The following is an 18,592-nucleotide window of genomic DNA, read 5'->3' on the forward strand; positions in this document are numbered from 1 at the left end:
GATGAGAAGGTCTCTTTTTTATTCCGTTTTTTAAGTATTTCTTTTATACATGTAAGGAGGAATTGAGCATGGAGTACAAAAATACATTACTGATGCCAAAAACTGAGTTCCCAATGCGTGGGAATTTACCAAAACGTGAGCCTGCAATGCAAGAAAAATGGGCTGAAATGAATATTTACGAAAAAGTACAAGAACATACAAAAGGTCGTCCTTTATTTGTATTGCATGATGGACCTCCATATGCGAATGGTGACATTCATATGGGACATGCATTAAATAAAGTATTAAAAGACTTTATTGTTCGTTATAAATCAATGAGTGGTTTTAGTGCGCCATATGTTCCAGGATGGGATACGCACGGTTTACCAATTGAACAAGCTTTAACAAATAAAGGTGTAAAACGTAAAGAAATGACAGTTGCTGAGTTCCGTAAGTTATGTGCAGAGTATGCATATGAACAAGTAGAACGTCAACGTGAACAATTTAAGCGTCTAGGTGTACGTGCAGATTGGGATAATCCATATATTACTTTAGAGCCAGCTTATGAAGCACAACAAATTAAAGTGTTTGGTGACATGGCGAAAAAAGGTTATATCTATAAAGGTCAAAAACCAGTTTACTGGTCTCCAACGAGTGAATCTGCTTTAGCGGAAGCTGAAATTGAATATCAAGATAAAAAATCAGCATCTATTTACGTAGCATTCCCTGTAAAAGATGGAAAGAACGTATTAGAAGGTGATGAAAAGTACATCATTTGGACAACAACACCTTGGACATTACCTGCAAACTTAGGTATTTCTGTTCATCCAGAGCTTGAATATAGCATTGTAAAAGTAAATGATGAGAAATATATCATTGCTTCTGAGCTGTTTGAGACAGTTGCAAAAACGTTAGAGTGGGAAAATGCTGAAGTTGTGAAAACAGTAAAAGGTAGCGAACTTGAGTATACAGTTGCAAAACATCCATTCTACAATCGTGATTCATTAGTTATGCTAGGAGATCACGTAACAACAGATGCAGGTACAGGTTGTGTTCATACAGCACCAGGACACGGGGAAGATGACTTCGTTGTTGGTAAAAAGTATGGATTAGAAGTACTTTGCCCAGTCGATGATAAAGGTGTATTAACAAATGAGGCACCTGGATTTGAAGGCTTATTCTATGATAAAGCTAACAAACCAATTACAGAAAAATTAGAAGAAGTAGGCGCGTTACTGAAACTAACATTCATTACACATTCATACCCACATGATTGGAGAACGAAAAAACCAATTATTTTCCGTGCGACAGCACAGTGGTTTGCATCTATTGAAGCATTCCGTAAAGAATTAATAGAAGCTGTAGCAGAAACAAAATGGGTACCAGCATGGGGAGAAACTCGTCTTCATAATATGGTTCGTGACCGTGGTGACTGGTGTATTTCTCGTCAGCGTGCATGGGGTGTGCCAATTCCGGTATTCTATGCTGAGAATGGTGATCCAATTATTACGGATGAAACAATTAACCATGTAGCAGATTTATTCCGTGAACACGGTTCTAACGTATGGTTCGAGCGTGAAGCGAAAGATCTATTACCAGAAGGATTTACACATCCAGGTAGCCCAAATGGCGAATTCCGTAAAGAAACAGACATCATGGATGTATGGTTCGATTCAGGTTCTTCTCACCAAGCGGTATTAGAAGAGCGCGAAGATTTACAGCGTCCAGCTGATTTATATTTAGAAGGATCTGACCAGTATCGTGGTTGGTTTAACTCTTCATTATCAACAGCAGTTGCTGTAACAGGTAAAGCTCCATATAAAGGCGTACTAAGCCACGGTTTCGTACTAGATGGTGAAGGACGTAAAATGAGTAAGTCGATTGGAAACATCGTCGTACCGAAGAAAATCATGGATCAATTAGGCGGAGACATTTTACGCTTATGGGTATCTTCTGTTGACTATCAATCTGACGTACGTATTTCAGATGATATTTTAAAACAAGTAGCAGAAGTGTATCGTAAAATCCGTAACACATTCCGTTTCTTATTAGGAAACTTAGACGACTTTAAGCCAAGTGAAAATGCAGTAGCTGTAGCTGAACTTCGTGAAGTAGATCGTTACATGTTAGTAAAATTAAATGACTTAATTACAAAAGTTAAAGAAGCATATGAGACATACGACTTCGCTGCTGTGTATCATGCAATTCATAACTTCTGTACAATTGATTTAAGTTCATTCTACTTAGACTTTGCAAAAGACATTTTATACATTGAAGGTGCAAACCACGAAGATCGTCGTGCAATTCAAACTGTATTATATGATGTTCTTGTTGCGTTAACGAAACTTGTAACACCAATCTTACCGCACACAGCTGATGAAGTATGGCCATATATTCCAGGCGTAACAGAAGAAAGTGTACAATTAACTGATATGCCAGAAGCTGTACAATTAGATGACGCGGAAGCGTTAAAAACAAAATGGGATGCATTTATGACATTACGTGATGACGTGTTAAAAGCACTAGAAGTAGCTCGTAATGAAAAAGTAATCGGTAAGTCATTAAATGCAAGCATTACGCTATATCCAACTGCAGAAATGAAAGCTATGTTAGAGTCTATTAGCGAAGACTTAAAGCAATTATTCATCGTTTCTGAGTATAAACTTGGTGGTATGATGGATGAAGCGCCAGCAGATGCACCGAAGTATGAACATACAGCGGTTGTTGTTGTTCAAGCAACTGGTGAAACATGTGAACGTTGTTGGGTAGTTTCAGAAACAATTGGTAAAGATGCTGAACATGAAACATTATGTGAGCGTTGTGCAACAGTTGTTAAAGAAAACTATGTAAAATAATAAAAAACTGACTGCTATTGATGCGGTCAGTTTTTTTGTTGATGGCATATCAAGATCACTTTCAGACTCTTTCCTGTGAAGGAAAAATGTGTGTGAGGTAAGCAAATAAATTTCGGACACACTAACTGTACATTACAGCTAGGAGGAATGTACACGTGAATGAAATTTACATGGAAATAAAAGAAGAATTGCAATTGATGAGAAAAGAGTTGCAAGAGAGACTAGCTAAAGAAGTAATGCACAAATATGATGTCGAGTTCAGCCAAGAGCTTGGATATGAAATTAAGGAAGAGATAAAGAAAAAATTGCTATTACATGATATAAAAGAGGATTTAAAGGATGTAGAACGCGCATTATTTAAAATGGAAATAGACATGTATGGTATTTGTGAAGAGACAGGGAGATTAATTTCGACAAAGCAAATGAAGACAATGCCGACTGCCCGTACGATTCATGAATTCTTCTACGAAAAGGTAAATGTATGAATACGCACAACGATATTATATTACCTTTTTTAAATTTATTTTATTCTTCTATAAAGGTTCATTGTGAAAAGGTAGCAGCTATGCTAAAATTTTGAGGTACACTGTCTTTGTGGGGGAAATGAAAATGATATATTATGTAATAGCGTTATTCGTCATTGCTATCGATCAAATATCGAAGTGGTTAATTGTAAAGAACATGGAATTGGGTACGAGTATTCCGATTATCGACAATGTATTATACATAACATCACATCGAAATAGAGGCGCTGCTTGGGGTATTTTAGAAAATAAAATGTGGTTCTTCTACATTATTACAGTTGTTTTTGTAGTGTTTATTGTATTTTATATGAAAAAGTATGCGAAAACAGACAAGCTTCTAGGTATTTCGTTAAGCCTAATTTTGGGCGGGGCAATTGGTAACTTTATTGATCGTGTATTTAGACAAGAAGTAGTGGATTTCATTCACGTGTATATTTTCTCGTACAACTATCCAGTATTCAATATAGCTGATTCAGCATTATGTATTGGTGTTGTATTAATTATTATTCAAACATTATTAGAAGGCAAGAAAGCGAAGGAGTAATTGAATGAGTGAAGTAGTACAAGTAACAGTTGCAGCAGAGCAAAAAAACGAGCGAATTGATAAATTCGTTGCAGGGATAAATAACGAATGGTCACGTACGCAAGTGCAGCAATGGATTAAAGATGACGTTGTGACAGTAAACGGAAAAGCGGTAAAAGGGAATTATAAAGTAAAAGAAGAAGATGAAATTACAGTAACAATTCCTGAACCAGAAGAGTTAGATATTCAACCAGAGGATTTAAATTTAGAAATTTATTATGAAGATGCAGATGTGCTTGTTGTAAATAAGCCACGTGGTATGGTTGTACATCCAGCACCAGGGCATACAAGTGGTACACTTGTAAACGGCCTTATGCACCATTGTACAGACTTATCAGGCATTAACGGTGTAATGCGCCCAGGTATCGTGCATCGTATTGATAAAGATACATCTGGACTATTAATGGTTGCTAAAAATGATATGGCACATGAATCGCTTGTAAATCAGCTTGTAGCAAAAACAGTAACGAGACGTTACAAAGCGATTGTACACGGTGTGATTCCGCATGATAAGGGAACGATTGATGCTCCGATTGCTCGTGATAAGAAAGAGCGTCAAAGTATGACAGTTGATGAAAATGGTAAGAACGCTGTTACGCACTTCCAAGTGTTAGAACGCTTTAAAGACTTTACGCTTGTAGAATGTCGCTTAGAAACGGGACGTACGCACCAAATTCGTGTTCATATGAAATATATTGGCTATCCACTTGCAGGAGATCCGAAGTATGGTCCGAAGAAAACGTTAGATATGAATGGACAAGCACTTCATGCGGGTATTTTAGGCTTTGATCATCCTCGTACTGGTGAATATATTCAGTTTGAGGCACCGATTCCAGAAGTGTTTGAAGACGTATTAAATATTTTACGAAAATAGTATTGACAAATCATAAGAAAACTGAGATACTGACAACAGTTAAATAATGATCCTTTAACACAGCCCCGTGAGGTTGAGAAGGTAACGGTTTGAAATACTTAGGGTATGTTGTACCCTTTTTTCAAAAGTCCTCTCGCACACGCTGAGAGGACTTTTTTTATACCATTACTCTCACGCAAGAAAAAAGCTTGGAGGTGTAGAGCATGCAAGAGAAAGCTGTCGTTTTAGATGACCAAATGATTCGCCGCGCTTTAACACGAATTAGTCATGAAATCGTGGAACGAAATAAAGGTGTCGATAATTGTGTTCTTGTCGGAATTAAAACTCGTGGAATTTTTATTGCACAACGTTTGGCAGAACGAATTGGTCAAATTGAAGGAAAAGAAATGGAAGTTGGAGAGTTAGACATTACGTTATATCGTGATGATTTAACACTACAATCGAAAAATAAAGAACCACTTGTAAAAGGTTCTGATATCCCTGTAGATATTACGAAGAAGAAAGTTATCCTTGTGGATGACGTATTATATACAGGAAGAACAGTTCGAGCAGCAATGGATGCTCTTATGGATTTAGGTAGACCATCTCAAATCCAATTGGCGGTTCTTGTTGATAGAGGTCATCGCGAATTACCAATTCGCGCTGATTATGTAGGGAAGAACATTCCAACATCAAGTGAAGAGCGTATCGAAGTTGATTTGCAAGAGACAGATCAACAAGATCGAGTAAGCATATACGATAAGTAAAGCCCTTTTAAATGTAGTCCTGTGAGGCTGCCAAAGGGTCTTGGCTTTCATATGTCAAATTTGGCATACGAAAGTGTAGGACTCTTTGTGCACAGGCACAAAGAGTTTTTTTATTGCAAAGATTTAAACTGAAGGAGGATGTAACAATGGAACAAAAGCCAGTGTTAGACGTTAATGAAGTACCGAAACCGGGAAAATGGTTATTTTTAAGTATACAACATTTGTTCGCGATGTTTGGATCAACAGTGCTTGTTCCGTTTTTAACAGGATTGAATCCATCAGTAGCATTAATATCAAGTGGATTAGGAACGTTAGCGTTCCTTCTTATAACGAAAGGTCAAGTACCTGCCTATCTAGGATCATCATTCGCCTTTATCGCACCGATTATAACAGCGAAAACGGCAGGTGGACCGGGAGCAGCAATGCTTGGTGGTTTGCTAGCAGGACTTGTGTACATCTTAATCTCACTCGGAATTAAGAAGTCAGGATCAGAGTGGATTATGAAATTACTTCCGCCAATCGTAGTTGGTCCAGTAGTAATGGTAATCGGTCTAGCTTTAGCACATACAGCAGTTAACATGGCGATGAACGGTGCGGATGGCAAATATAGCTTTACACACTTTTCAGTAGCGTTAGTAACGTTAGCAATTACAATTATCTGCTCGATATTCGGGAGAGGTTTTTTCAGTATCATACCAGTGTTACTAGGGATTGTCGGCGGATATATCTTCGCTTACTTCCAAGGGCTAGTAGACTTAAAGCCGGTAGCTGAGGCAAAATGGTTTGTTATACCAGATTTCACAGTACTATTTGTAACATATACGCCGGAGTTTTCGTGGAAGATTGTACTCCTGATGGTACCAGTTGCACTAGTAACAATTTCAGAGCATATCGGACATCAAATTGTACTTGGAAATGTTATTAAAAGAGATTTAATTGAAAAACCAGGTTTACACCGTTCAATCTTCGGTGATGGGGTAGCGACATTAATCGCGTCACTAATCGGTGGACCGCCGAATACGACGTATGGTGAAAACATCGGTGTGCTAGCAATTACGAGAGCATACAGTGTATACTTATTCATCGGTTCAGCAGTGTTTGCAATCATATTCGGGTTTATCGGTAAGATTTCTGCACTGATTCATTCGATCCCAACACCAGTTATGGGTGGTGTATCAATCCTACTATTCGGTGTAATTGCATCAAGCGGATTACGCATGATGGTAGATGATAAAACAGACCTAAGTGACAAACGAAACTTAATGATTGCATCAGTGATACTAGTGATTGGTATTGGCGGAGCGGTACTTCACGTAGGAGAATCGTTCCAAGTAGAAGGAATGGCACTAGCAGCAATTGTAGGTGTACTATTAAATCTACTACTACCAGAAACGAAACAAATAAAACAATCTAAGCAAATTGCTTCATAATAATAACCTTTTAATTCAGTCCTGTGAGACCGAAAAGGGTGACTTCTTTCTTGCACCCTAGTCTCACATGACTAGGGTATTTTTATACAAAGGTTGTTATAAATATACGAAAGTGGTAACATAAAAATTAGAAAGATGAGGGATGACGATGAGCCATTTGTTAACGATGAGTGAATTATCGGAAGTAGAAATTTCAGAAATCCTAAAAGACGCAGAAGATTTTGCGAATGGAAAAGAAAGCAAAACGACAGAGCAAACTTTTGTTGCGAACTTGTTCTTTGAGAATAGTACGAGAACGAGATTTAGCTTTGAGGTTGCTGAGAAGAGATTAGGACTTGATGTTTTAAACTTTTCAGCTGATGCATCTAGCGTACAAAAAGGAGAAACTTTATACGATACGATAAGAACATTAGAATCAATCGGAACAAAAGCGGTAATCGTCCGCCATGAGCAAGATCGCTACTTCGATGAACTAAAAGATCAGGTGAATATCCCAATCTTAAATGCTGGAGATGGATGTGGAAACCACCCAACGCAGTGCCTACTCGATCTCCTTACAATTAAACAAGAGTTTGGAAGATTTGAAGGATTAAAGATTGCGATAGTAGGAGATGTTCGTCATAGCAGAGTAGCGCGTTCGAATGCAGAAGCATTAACGAAACTAGGTGCAACAATCTACTTTGCAAGTCCAGAAGAGTGGAAAGATGAAGACAACACATTTGGAACATACAAACCATTAGATGAACTTGTTCCAGAAGTGGATGTAATGATGTTACTTCGTGTACAACATGAGCGTCATGATCATTATGAAACAGACATTATGAAAGAGTATCATGAGAAACACGGATTAACAGTGGAAAGAGAAAAGCGTATGAAAGAAGGAAGCATTATTATGCATCCAGCTCCTGTAAACCGTGATGTTGAAATTGCAAGTGAACTTGTTGAGTGTGAGCGTTCACGCATATTTAAACAAATGGAAAATGGAGTTTACGTAAGAATGGCTGTACTAAAACGCGCCTTACCAAATGTATTAGGAGGAATGAAACATGAATTACTTGTTTAAAAATGGTCGTTATATGAATGAAGAAGGAAAAATCGTAGCAACGGATCTTCTCGTACAAGACGGTAAAATCGCTAAGGTAGCAGAAAATATTACGGCAGATAATGCTGAAGTAATCGATGTGAACGGAAAGTTAATCGCACCTGGATTAGTAGATGTACACGTACATCTTCGTGAACCAGGTGGTGAACATAAAGAAACAATTGAAACAGGTACACTAGCAGCGGCAAAAGGTGGATTCACTACAATTTGCGCAATGCCAAATACACGTCCGGTACCAGATTGCAGAGAACATATGGAAGACTTGCAAAAACGTATTGAAGAAAAAGCTCATGTTAACGTACTACCATACGGAGCAATTACAGTACGTCAAGCTGGTTCTGAAATGACAGATTTCGAAACATTAAAAGAACTTGGAGCATTTGCTTTCACAGATGACGGCGTAGGCGTACAAGATGCGAGCATGATGTTAGCGGCTATGAAACGTGCAGCAAAATTAGATATGGCAGTAGTTGCGCACTGTGAAGAGAATACGCTTATTAATAAAGGTTGTGTACATGAAGGGAAGTTTTCTGAGAAACACGGATTAAACGGTATCCCATCAGTATGTGAATCTGTACATATTGCAAGGGATATACTGCTTGCTGAAGCAGCAGATTGCCACTATCACGTATGTCATGTAAGTACGAAAGGTTCGGTACGTGTAATCCGTGATGCGAAACGCGCTGGAATTAAAGTAACAGCAGAAGTAACACCGCATCACCTAGTGTTATGTGAAGATGATATCCCATCAGCTGATCCTAACTTTAAAATGAACCCACCGCTTCGTGGAAAAGAAGACCATGCAGCATTAATTGAAGGTTTATTAGATGGAACGATCGATATGATTGCAACTGACCATGCACCGCATACAGCGGAAGAGAAAGCACAAGGAATTGAAAGAGCACCGTTTGGAATTACTGGTTTTGAAACAGCATTCCCACTTCTATACACAAACCTTGTGAAAAAAGGAATTATTACATTAGAACAATTAATTCAATTCTTAACAGAAAAGCCAGCTGATACATTCGGCTTAGAAGCAGGTCGCCTGAAAGAAGGTAGAACAGCTGATATTACAATCATTGATTTAGAACAAGAAGAAGAGATTGACCCAACAACATTCTTATCAAAAGGAAAAAATACACCATTCGCAGGTTGGAAATGCCAAGGATGGCCGGTAATGACAATCGTTGGTGGTAAGATCGCATGGCAAAAGGAGAGTGCATTAGTATGAAAAGACAACTTATCTTAGAAGATGGAACAGTATTAATTGGAACAGGTTTCGGAGGCGAAATCGAAAAGTCAGGTGAGGTTGTATTTACAACAGGAATGACTGGATATCAAGAAACATTATCTGATCCATCATATTGCGGTCAAATCGTAACATTCACGTACCCATTAATCGGAAACTACGGCATTAACCGTGACGATTTTGAATCCATTCACCCATCTGTAAATGGTTTAATCGTAAACGAAATTTGTGATCATCCATCAAACTTCCGTAATGAAATTTCGTTAAATGATTACTTGAACGAAAGAAATATCCCAGGATTAGCAGGGATTGATACGAGAAAATTAACGAGAAAAATTCGTCAATACGGTACATTACGCGGACGCCTTTGTAATATGGATGCAGATGTAGAGTACATTGTAAGTCAATTAAAAGCGACAGTATTTACAGATCATGTAAAACGCGTATCAACGAAAGATCCATACCCAAGCCCAGGTCGTGGTCACCGAGTTGTACTAGTAGACTTCGGTATGAAACATGGTATTTTACGAGAATTAAATAAGCGTGACTGTGATGTAATTGTAGTTCCTTACAACACAACAGCAGAAGAAATTTTACGCCTTAGCCCAGATGGAATTATGTTAAGTAATGGACCTGGAGATCCGAAAGATGTACCAGAAGCAATTGAAATGTTAAAAGACATTATCGGTAAAGTTCCTTTATTCGGAATTTGCCTAGGACATCAATTGTTCGCTCTAGCATCAGGTGCAAATACAAGTAAGTTGAAATTTGGTCACCGTGGTTTAAACCATCCAGTAAAAAATCTTGCAACTGGAAAAGTAGCAATTACATCTCAAAACCACGGATACGCAGTAGAAGAAGAATCAGTTGAAAATACAGATCTTGAAATTACACATGTTGCTTTAAACGATGGAACGGTAGAAGGTCTTCGTCATAAGAAGTTCCCAGCATTTACAGTACAATACCATCCAGAAGCTTCAGCGGGACCAGAAGATGCAAATGATTTATTCGAAGATTTCTTAACAATGATTGAAAACTTCAAGAAAGAAGGGGAAGAGTTATGCCAAAACGCCTAGACATTAACACAATTTTAGTAATCGGATCAGGACCAATTGTAATTGGGCAAGCAGCGGAGTTTGACTACTCTGGTACACAAGCTTGTCAATCTCTTAAAGAGGAAGGTTACAAAGTAATCCTTGTTAACTCTAACCCAGCAACAATTATGACGGATACTGCAACAGCAGATAAAGTATACATCGAGCCATTAACATTAGAATTCGTAAGCCGTATTATTCGTAAAGAACGTCCTGATGCAATCCTACCAACATTAGGTGGTCAAACAGGTTTAAACATGGCTGTTGAACTTGCAAAATCAGGCGTACTTGACGAGTGCGGAGTTGAAATTTTAGGAACAAAATTATCAGCAATCGAGCAAGCGGAAGATCGTGATTTATTCCGTACATTAATGCAAGATTTAAATGAACCAACACCACCAAGTGAAATTATTCATAACCTTGATGAAGCATATGGATTTGTAAACGAAATTGGTTATCCAGTAATCGTTCGACCAGCGTTCACATTAGGAGGAACGGGCGGCGGAATTTGCCATAACGAAGAAGAGCTAATTGAAATCGTAACAAGTGGTTTAAAACATAGTCCAGTAACACAATGTTTATTAGAGAAAAGTATTGCTGGCTGTAAGGAAATTGAATATGAAGTAATGCGTGATTCAAATGATAACGCGATTGTAGTATGTAACATGGAAAACATCGATCCAGTTGGTGTTCACACAGGTGATTCGATTGTAGTAGCACCGAGCCAAACGCTAAGCGACCGTGAATATCAAATGTTACGTAACACTTCATTACGAATTATTCGTGCACTAGGAATTGAAGGCGGATGTAACGTTCAGCTTGCGCTTGATCCATATAGCTTCCAATACTATGTAATTGAAGTAAATCCACGTGTAAGTCGTTCATCTGCACTAGCATCTAAAGCAACTGGATATCCAATTGCGAAATTAGCAGCAAAAATTGCAGTCGGCTTAACGTTAGATGAAATCGTAAACCCAGTAACACAAAAAACTTACGCTTGTTTCGAGCCAGCGTTAGACTATGTTGTTTCAAAAATTCCACGTTGGCCGTTTGATAAGTTTGAATCAGCGAACAGAACGCTTGGAACACAAATGAAAGCAACTGGTGAAGTTATGTCAATCGGACGTAACTTAGAAGAATCATTACTAAAAGCAGTTCGTTCTTTAGAGCTTGGCATTTATCACTTAGAATTAGAGCACTTAAAAGAACTTGATAAAGAAACGATGAAAAAACGTATCATTAAAGCGGATGATGAACGACTGTTTATTGTAGCAGAAGCAATTCGCCAAGGTGTAACGAAAGAAGAAATCAATGAATGGTGTGAAATGGACTTCTTCTTCTTACAAAAAGTTGAAAACATCGTAAATATGGAACGTGAAGTAAAAGCGAACGTAGGAAATATGGAAGTACTACAAACTGCAAAAGAAATGGGCTTCAGCGATCACTACATTGCAGCAGCTTGGAACAAAACGGAGCGCGAAATTTACGATATGCGTAAAGAAAATAATATGATGCCAGTATTCAAAATGGTAGATACTTGTGCGGCAGAGTTTGAATCTGCAACGCCATATTACTACAGCACATATGCGGACGAAAATGAATCGATTGTAACAGATCGTAAGAGTGTAGTAGTTCTAGGATCTGGTCCGATCCGCATTGGTCAAGGTGTTGAGTTTGACTACGCAACAGTTCACTCAGTATGGGCAATTAAAGAAGCTGGATATGAGGCAATCATTGTTAATAACAACCCAGAAACAGTTTCAACAGACTTCAGTATTTCTGACAAATTATACTTTGAACCATTAACGATTGAAGATGTAATGCACATTATCGATTTAGAAAAACCAGAAGGTGTTATCGTTCAGTTCGGTGGACAAACGGCAATTAACTTAGCTGCTAAATTAGAAGCTCACGGTGTGAAAATCTTAGGAACATCACTTGAAGATTTAGACCGCGCAGAAGATCGTGATAAGTTTGAAGCAGCGCTAACACAACTTGGTATCCCGCAACCAGTTGGTAAAACAGCAACGACTGTAGAGCAAGCAGTAGCAATCGCTGACAAAATTGGTTACCCAGTATTAGTAAGACCATCTTACGTACTAGGTGGACGCGCGATGGAAATCGTATATCGTCAAGAAGAACTGCTGCACTACATGAAAAATGCGGTTAAAGTTCACGCAGATCACCCAGTATTAATCGATCGTTACATGGTTGGTAAAGAAATTGAAGTAGATGCAATTTCAGATGGTGAGAATGTATTCATTCCGGGTATTATGGAACATATTGAACGCGCTGGAGTTCACTCTGGTGACTCAATCGGAGTATATCCACCGCAAAGCTTATCTGCAAAACTAAAAGAACAAATTATTGAACATACAATTGCACTTGGAAAAGGTTTAAACATTGTTGGATTACTAAACATTCAGTTTGTAGTATTCAAAGATGAAGTGTATGTAATCGAAGTAAATCCACGTGCGAGCCGTACAGTACCATTCTTAAGTAAAATTACAGGCGTACCGATGGCGAATGTTGCAACGAAAGTTATTTTAGGGCAAGACCTAGTAGAGCAAGGATACGGAACTGGTTATCACCCAGAAGAGAAAGAAGTATATGTAAAGGCTCCGGTATTCTCATTCGCAAAACTACGCTCAGTTGATACAACATTAGGACCTGAAATGAAATCAACAGGGGAAGTAATGGGTAAAGACTTAACGCTTGAAAAAGCATTATACAAAGGATTAGTTGCTTCTGGAATTAACATCCCAACGCACGGATCAGTAATCATTACTGTAGCGGATAAAGATAAAGAAGAGGCAATGGAAATTGCAAAACGTTTCCACGAAATCGGTTATAACTTATTAGCAACAGCTGGAACAGCACAGTCGTTAGCTGAGCAAAATATTCCAGTGCAAGTTGTAAACAAAATTGATTCTGAAGACTACAACTTACTAGATATTATCCGTCAAGGAAAAGCACAGTTTGTAATCAATACGCTAACGAAAGGCAAACAACCAGCGCGTGATGGTTTCCGCATTCGCCGTGAATCAGTAGAAAATGGTGTGGCTTGCTTAACATCACTTGATACAACGAGAGCAATCTTACGAGTACTAGAATCTATGACATTCTCAGCTCATTCAATGAAAGAAATTACGCAAACAAAGCGTCACGAGGTGGTACATGCATGATGCAAAAGCAAAATATGATTGTCGTTAACCAAAAAGAAATCGCAAAAAACATTTACGAATTAGTGCTTCAAGGAACGTTAGTACAGCAAATGAACGAACCAGGGCAGTTTGTACACATTAAGGTAGCAGAGGGCATTGCGCCCCTTCTGCGCCGCCCGATTAGTATTTGTAATGTAAATCAAGAGAAGAACGAATTTACAATGCTATATCGTGCAGAAGGACAAGGGACAAAAACATTAGCAACTAGAAAACAAGGTGAAATGGTAGACGTACTAGGACCGCTAGGACATGGTTTTCCTGTAGAAGAAGCAGAAGCTGGTCAAACAGCTTTACTAGTAGGCGGGGGAATTGGTGTACCACCACTTTATGAATTATCACAGCGCCTCGTTGCAAAAGGGGTACGCGTAATTCACATCCTAGGTTTTCAAACGAAAGATGTAGTTTTCTATGAAGAAAAATTTGCAGAACTTGGTGATACGTACGTTGCAACAGTAGACGGTACACACGGTACAAAAGGATTTGTCACAGATGTAATTGATAATTACGGAATTGACTTTGATATTCTTTATTCATGTGGTCCGTTAGCGATGCTTCGTGCATTAGAAGGACGTTACAAAGAGAAAAAAGCCTATATTTCATTAGAAGAACGTATGGGCTGTGGTATTGGAGCTTGTTTCGCATGTGTATGCCACTTACAAGAAGATCCAAGTGGACATTCTTACAAGAAGGTGTGTAGCGACGGACCAGTATTTCCAATCGGGGAGGTTGTACTATGAACAGATTGCAAGTTGAATTACCAGGATTATCGTTAAAAAATCCAATTATACCGGCATCTGGATGCTTTGGGTTTGGTCGTGAATATGCACAGTTTTACGATTTAAGTGTACTAGGATCAATCATGATTAAAGCGACGACAGAACAACCACGTTATGGAAATCCAACGCCTCGTGTTGCTGAAACACCAGGCGGCATGCTAAATGCAATCGGACTTCAAAACCCGGGATTAGACAAAGTAATGAATTCGGAATTACCATGGTTAGAACAATTTGACCTTCCAATTATTGCGAACGTTGCAGGCTCACAAGCTGAGGATTACGTAGCGGTTGCGAAGGAAATTTCTAAAGCGCCTAATGTCCATGCGCTAGAATTAAACATTTCTTGTCCGAACGTAAAAACAGGTGGTATCGCCTTTGGTACAAATCCTGAAATTGCTGCTGATTTAACGAAGCGAGTAAAAGAGGTTTCTGAAGTACCTGTATACGTGAAGTTGTCACCGAACGTGGCAAACATTGTGGAAATTGCAAAAGCGATTGAAAATGCAGGTGCAGATGGTTTAACGATGATTAATACATTGCTTGGTATGCGTCTAGATTTAAAAACAGCTAAACCAATTTTAGCAAACCGTACAGGTGGATTATCAGGTCCTGCGATTAAGCCAGTAGCAATTCGTATGGTACATGAAGTAAGCCAAGCGGTAAACATTCCGATTATCGGAATGGGTGGTATTGAGACAGCGGAAGATGTAATTGAATTCTTCTACGCTGGCGCAAGCGCAGTTGCAGTAGGTACAGCGAACTTTATTGATCCGTTCGTATGTCCGACAATTATTGAAGAGTTACCAGCATTACTAGATGAATTAGGATTTGATCACATTTCGGAATGTCAAGGAAGGAGCTGGAAGCAAACATGTCACAGTCGTTAATCGTTGCATTAGATTTTCCAGGGAAACAAGATGTAGAACAATTCTTGCGCCACTTTGAAGGGGAAAAGTTATTTGTCAAAGTTGGTATGGAGTTATTTTACAAAGAAGGCCCTGCGATTATTACGTACTTAAAAGAAAAAGGACATAAGATTTTTCTAGATTTAAAACTTCATGATATTCCGAATACAGTAAAAAGCGCTATGCGTAGCCTAGCTAGTCTAGATGTTGATATGGTAAATGTTCATGCTGCTGGGGGAAGCAGTATGATGAAAGCTGCGATTGAGGGATTAGAGGAAGGTAAGCAAGAAGGAAAAGAGAGACCGATTTGTATTGCAGTTACACAACTAACAAGCACTTCGGAAGCTATGATGAAAAAAGAGATCGGCATTGAGAAAACGTTAGAAGAAGCGGTTGCTCATTATGCAAAACTAACGAAAGAAAGTGGACTTGATGGCGTTGTTTGTTCAACACTTGAAGTTCCAAAATTACGTGAAGTATGCGGAAATGAATTTGTAACAGTAACACCGGGGATTCGTCTTGCAAGCGATGATGTAAATGACCAGGTGCGCGTAGCAACACCGAAACGTGCGAGGGAACTTGGCTCAAGCTACATCGTAGTTGGACGTAGTATTACAAAAGCAGAAAATCCGCTTGAAGCGTATAAAACAGTAAAACAACAGTGGGAAGGTGTAACAGTATGAAAAAAGAAATCGCATCGCATTTATTAGAAATTGGAGCAGTATTTTTACAACCGAACGATCCATTCACATGGTCTTCAGGTATGAAATCACCAATTTATTGTGATAACCGTTTAACTTTATCTTATCCAAAAGTACGTCAAGCGATTGCAGCTGGATTAGAAGAGTTAATTAAAGAGCACTTCCCAACTGTAGAAGTTATTGCAGGAACAGCAACTGCTGGTATTGCGCACGCTGCATGGGTAAGCGATCGTATGGATTTACCAATGTGCTACGTACGTAGTAAAGCAAAAGGTCACGGTAAAGGGAACCAAATCGAAGGAAAAGCTGAAAAAGGTCAAAAAGTAGTAGTAGTAGAGGACCTAATTTCAACTGGCGGTAGTGCAATTACATGTGTAGAAGCACTTCGTGAAGCTGGCTGTGAAGTATTAGGGATCGTATCAATCTTCACATACGAGCTAGAAGCAGGAAAAGAAAAGTTAGAAGCAGCGAACGTAGCATCATATTCTTTAAGTGATTACAGTGCATTAACTGAAGTTGCAGCAGAAAAAGGTATGATTGGACAAGCTGAAACGAAGAAATTACAAGAGTGGCGTAAAAATCCAGCTAACGAAGCTTGGATCACAGCGTAACACGAAAAAAGACGACCGCGGGGGAACGCGGTCGTCTTTTATATCATTGTTAAAACTTCAAGTAAAGTTCCATCAATATCAAAGAAAATCATATTACAATCTCCTTAATTACTTAGCGCTTTCTGCAAGCTCATATCCTCTTACAAACAATAAAGTCATATAAGAAACAATAAATGAGAAGATGCTGTACATGCCAACCCAAAAGAAAAATTTTGGAGTAAAGGCGATAACACCTATTATTAAAAAACTAGCAAACGTTACAATCGGCATTACGTAATACGTTTTCGTCTTGCGCGTTCCAATAACAGAAACGATAAAGATAAGTAATGGACAAATTAATAAGACGAAAATCAATTCATTCATAGGTATGTCCCCTTTTCTAATTGCAGTAATCTGTTTCTCGTAAACGTTTTGAAATAATTACTCTCCTAATATAATTTCGCTAAGTAATAACGAATCCCTCTTGAAAACTGATAATTCATGATGAATTTTACAAGCAAAAAACGTAAGCAAGAGAACACTTGCTTACGTTATAGGATAAACATCGCAACGATCGTGGTGACAATTAAACCGATAACAACCGGTAAAAAGTTTCGGCGTGCAAGTTCAAATGGATCGACTTTACAAATCGCAGCAGCAGGAATAAGTGCCCAAGGAATTAACGTCCCGCCCCCGGTCCATATAGCCGCAATTTGTCCGAGTGCTGTTAATGTAGCTGTTCCATGACCTAAAGCTGTTCCGAAAAGGTTTGCAATGGAACCAGCAAGCGATATACCGGAAAAACCAGATCCATCTAAGCCTGTTATGACACCAACGATAGTTAATGTTCCCGCCGATACATATTGGTTTAAAGGAACCGTTTGAGATAAGGCAATCCCTAAGTCGTTAATGATTCCATGTGAACCTTTCGGTAAATAGTCTCCGATAATTTTTACAAAGCCGCTATCTCCTAAATAAAAGAGTGCAGCAATTGGAATAACTGGGCCGAAAATTTTAAATCCAAATTGGAGCCCTTCTATAAAATAATCGGTCGTTTTAGTCAGCCCAGTTCCTTTGTAGGCGATGAGTGAAATGATGATAATCATAATAACAGTTGTTCCGCCGATAAGTGCAGTTGCGTCGCTTCCTTGTAGTTTAAATTGAATCATGCAAAGGATATCAATGATATATACGATAGGGATACATATAGCGAGCCATTTCTTTGTGCGAGGAGATAATGAAGTGAGCGTTTTAGAAGACTCAGTTGATGGAATAGATTCTTGTATAGATAAGCCTGTATGAAATTCTCTTCGTAAGAAGAAAAAAGCGACGGAAGTTGTTACAATGCCCATAACGATAACGAGTGGAATACTTGCAGATACGACGCTGGAAACAGGGAGACCAGCCGCGTCTGCAGTTAATTTCGATGCACCTTGAATAACGAAGTCACCAGATAAGGCAATGCCGTGTCCAAATAAGTTCATAGCAATTGCAACCCCAATTGGAGGAAGGCCGACACGTACAGCAACCGGTAATAAAATAGCTCCCATTAAGGCGACAGCTGGAGAAGGCCAAAAGAAGAAAGAAATGGTCATCATTAAAAGGCCGATAATCCAGTAGGCGAGTGTAGGTGTACGAATCATTTTTGTAAATGGTGAAATCATCGTATCATTTATGCCAGTATGAACGAGTAAATTGCTCATTGATACGATAATGGAGATGATTAATATAGTTGGTAATAGCTCAGTAATGGCGTAAATGAAACTTTGAAAAATCCCACTAATGGCAAGAGGGATAGAACTTGTTGCAGTTAATGCTAATAAAAAGATAAAAACGATACAAATGATAGTCGTATCTTTTTGGAGAATAAAAAAGGTAATAATAGTGAGTAAACAAATAATGTAGAGAGCGTGTAATAGCGTTAATTCAACTCCCATAACATTCACATCCTTTAGGCATT

16 protein-coding genes are annotated in these 18,592 nt (G+C 38.6%); 14 read left to right on the top strand and 2 right to left on the bottom strand.

What is annotated here, in order from left to right:
- Positions 1-68: 68 nt before the first annotated feature.
- The 14 genes from ileS2 to pyrE all read left to right on the top strand — a co-directional run bounded on the left by ileS2 (position 69) and on the right by pyrE (position 16,653).
- Complete coding sequence (gene ileS2 / locus ACTFRY_RS05005; protein WP_000455920.1) at positions 69-2,834, top strand: isoleucine--tRNA ligase; 2,766 nt, start codon at positions 69-71, stop codon at positions 2,832-2,834.
- A gap of 155 nt (positions 2,835-2,989) precedes the next feature.
- Entirely contained in the window at positions 2,990-3,319 is a 330-nt protein-coding gene (locus tag ACTFRY_RS05010) for a molecular chaperone DnaK (RefSeq protein WP_001002956.1), read from the top strand.
- A 124-nt stretch (positions 3,320-3,443) separates the two neighbouring features.
- On the top strand, positions 3,444-3,902 hold the full coding sequence (gene lspA, locus ACTFRY_RS05015; protein WP_000642184.1) for a lipoprotein signal peptidase LspA: 459 nt from the start codon (positions 3,444-3,446) through the stop codon (positions 3,900-3,902).
- Between the two features lie 4 nt (positions 3,903-3,906).
- On the top strand, positions 3,907-4,815 hold the full coding sequence (locus tag ACTFRY_RS05020; protein WP_000005830.1) for an RluA family pseudouridine synthase: 909 nt from the start codon (positions 3,907-3,909) through the stop codon (positions 4,813-4,815).
- 203 nt (positions 4,816-5,018) lie between these two features.
- Entirely contained in the window at positions 5,019-5,561 is a 543-nt protein-coding gene (gene pyrR / locus ACTFRY_RS05025) for a bifunctional pyrimidine operon transcriptional regulator/uracil phosphoribosyltransferase (RefSeq protein WP_001156491.1), read from the top strand.
- Positions 5,562-5,707: 146 nt separating this feature from the next.
- Positions 5,708-6,991: a uracil permease gene (gene uraA / locus ACTFRY_RS05030; RefSeq protein WP_136986567.1), complete on the top strand. Its 1,284-nt coding sequence runs from the start codon at positions 5,708-5,710 to the stop codon at positions 6,989-6,991.
- A 148-nt stretch (positions 6,992-7,139) separates the two neighbouring features.
- The gene (pyrB, locus tag ACTFRY_RS05035; protein WP_000018845.1) at positions 7,140-8,054 is read left to right on the top strand and encodes an aspartate carbamoyltransferase; all 915 of its coding nucleotides are present in this window, start codon (positions 7,140-7,142) and stop codon (positions 8,052-8,054) included.
- Positions 8,038-9,324, top strand: a complete 1,287-nt coding sequence (gene pyrC / locus ACTFRY_RS05040; RefSeq protein ID WP_001108366.1) for a dihydroorotase — start codon at positions 8,038-8,040, stop codon at positions 9,322-9,324. The genes pyrB and pyrC overlap by 17 nt, the downstream gene beginning before the upstream one ends.
- Positions 9,321-10,418 carry a carbamoyl phosphate synthase small subunit gene (locus tag ACTFRY_RS05045; RefSeq protein WP_000828685.1) on the top strand — a complete coding sequence of 366 codons (1,098 nt, stop codon included), beginning with the start codon at positions 9,321-9,323 and terminating at the stop codon, positions 10,416-10,418. The genes pyrC and ACTFRY_RS05045 overlap by 4 nt, the downstream gene beginning before the upstream one ends.
- Entirely contained in the window at positions 10,403-13,621 is a 3,219-nt protein-coding gene (gene carB, locus ACTFRY_RS05050; protein WP_001126104.1) for a carbamoyl-phosphate synthase large subunit, read from the top strand. The genes ACTFRY_RS05045 and carB overlap by 16 nt, the downstream gene beginning before the upstream one ends.
- Positions 13,618-14,397, top strand: coding sequence for a dihydroorotate oxidase B electron transfer subunit (gene pyrK, locus ACTFRY_RS05055; protein WP_000983368.1), 780 nt, complete (start codon positions 13,618-13,620; stop codon positions 14,395-14,397). The genes carB and pyrK overlap by 4 nt, the downstream gene beginning before the upstream one ends.
- Complete coding sequence (gene pyrD, locus ACTFRY_RS05060) at positions 14,394-15,323, top strand: dihydroorotate oxidase B catalytic subunit (protein ID WP_001081049.1); 930 nt, start codon at positions 14,394-14,396, stop codon at positions 15,321-15,323. The genes pyrK and pyrD overlap by 4 nt, the downstream gene beginning before the upstream one ends.
- Complete coding sequence (gene pyrF / locus ACTFRY_RS05065; RefSeq protein WP_000083505.1) at positions 15,308-16,024, top strand: orotidine-5'-phosphate decarboxylase; 717 nt, start codon at positions 15,308-15,310, stop codon at positions 16,022-16,024. Before pyrD ends, pyrF begins: the two co-directional genes overlap by 16 nt.
- Positions 16,021-16,653, top strand: a complete 633-nt coding sequence (pyrE, locus tag ACTFRY_RS05070) for an orotate phosphoribosyltransferase (protein ID WP_000711449.1) — start codon at positions 16,021-16,023, stop codon at positions 16,651-16,653. The genes pyrF and pyrE overlap by 4 nt, the downstream gene beginning before the upstream one ends.
- 108 nt (positions 16,654-16,761) lie before the next feature.
- Here pyrE and ACTFRY_RS05075 read toward each other — a convergent pair whose 3' ends face one another.
- Positions 16,762-17,016 carry a YbeF family protein gene (locus ACTFRY_RS05075; protein ID WP_001003933.1) on the bottom strand — a complete coding sequence of 85 codons (255 nt, stop codon included), beginning with the start codon at positions 17,014-17,016 and terminating at the stop codon, positions 16,762-16,764.
- 167 nt (positions 17,017-17,183) lie between these two features.
- On the bottom strand, positions 17,184-18,569 hold the full coding sequence (locus ACTFRY_RS05080; RefSeq protein ID WP_098616215.1) for a hypothetical protein: 1,386 nt from the start codon (positions 18,567-18,569) through the stop codon (positions 17,184-17,186).
- Positions 18,570-18,592: the final 23 nt, after the last annotated feature.

The organism is Bacillus cereus group sp. MYBK195-1 (genome assembly GCF_051916605.1).
GTDB classification, from domain to species: domain Bacteria; phylum Bacillota; class Bacilli; order Bacillales; family Bacillaceae_G; genus Bacillus_A; species Bacillus_A cereus.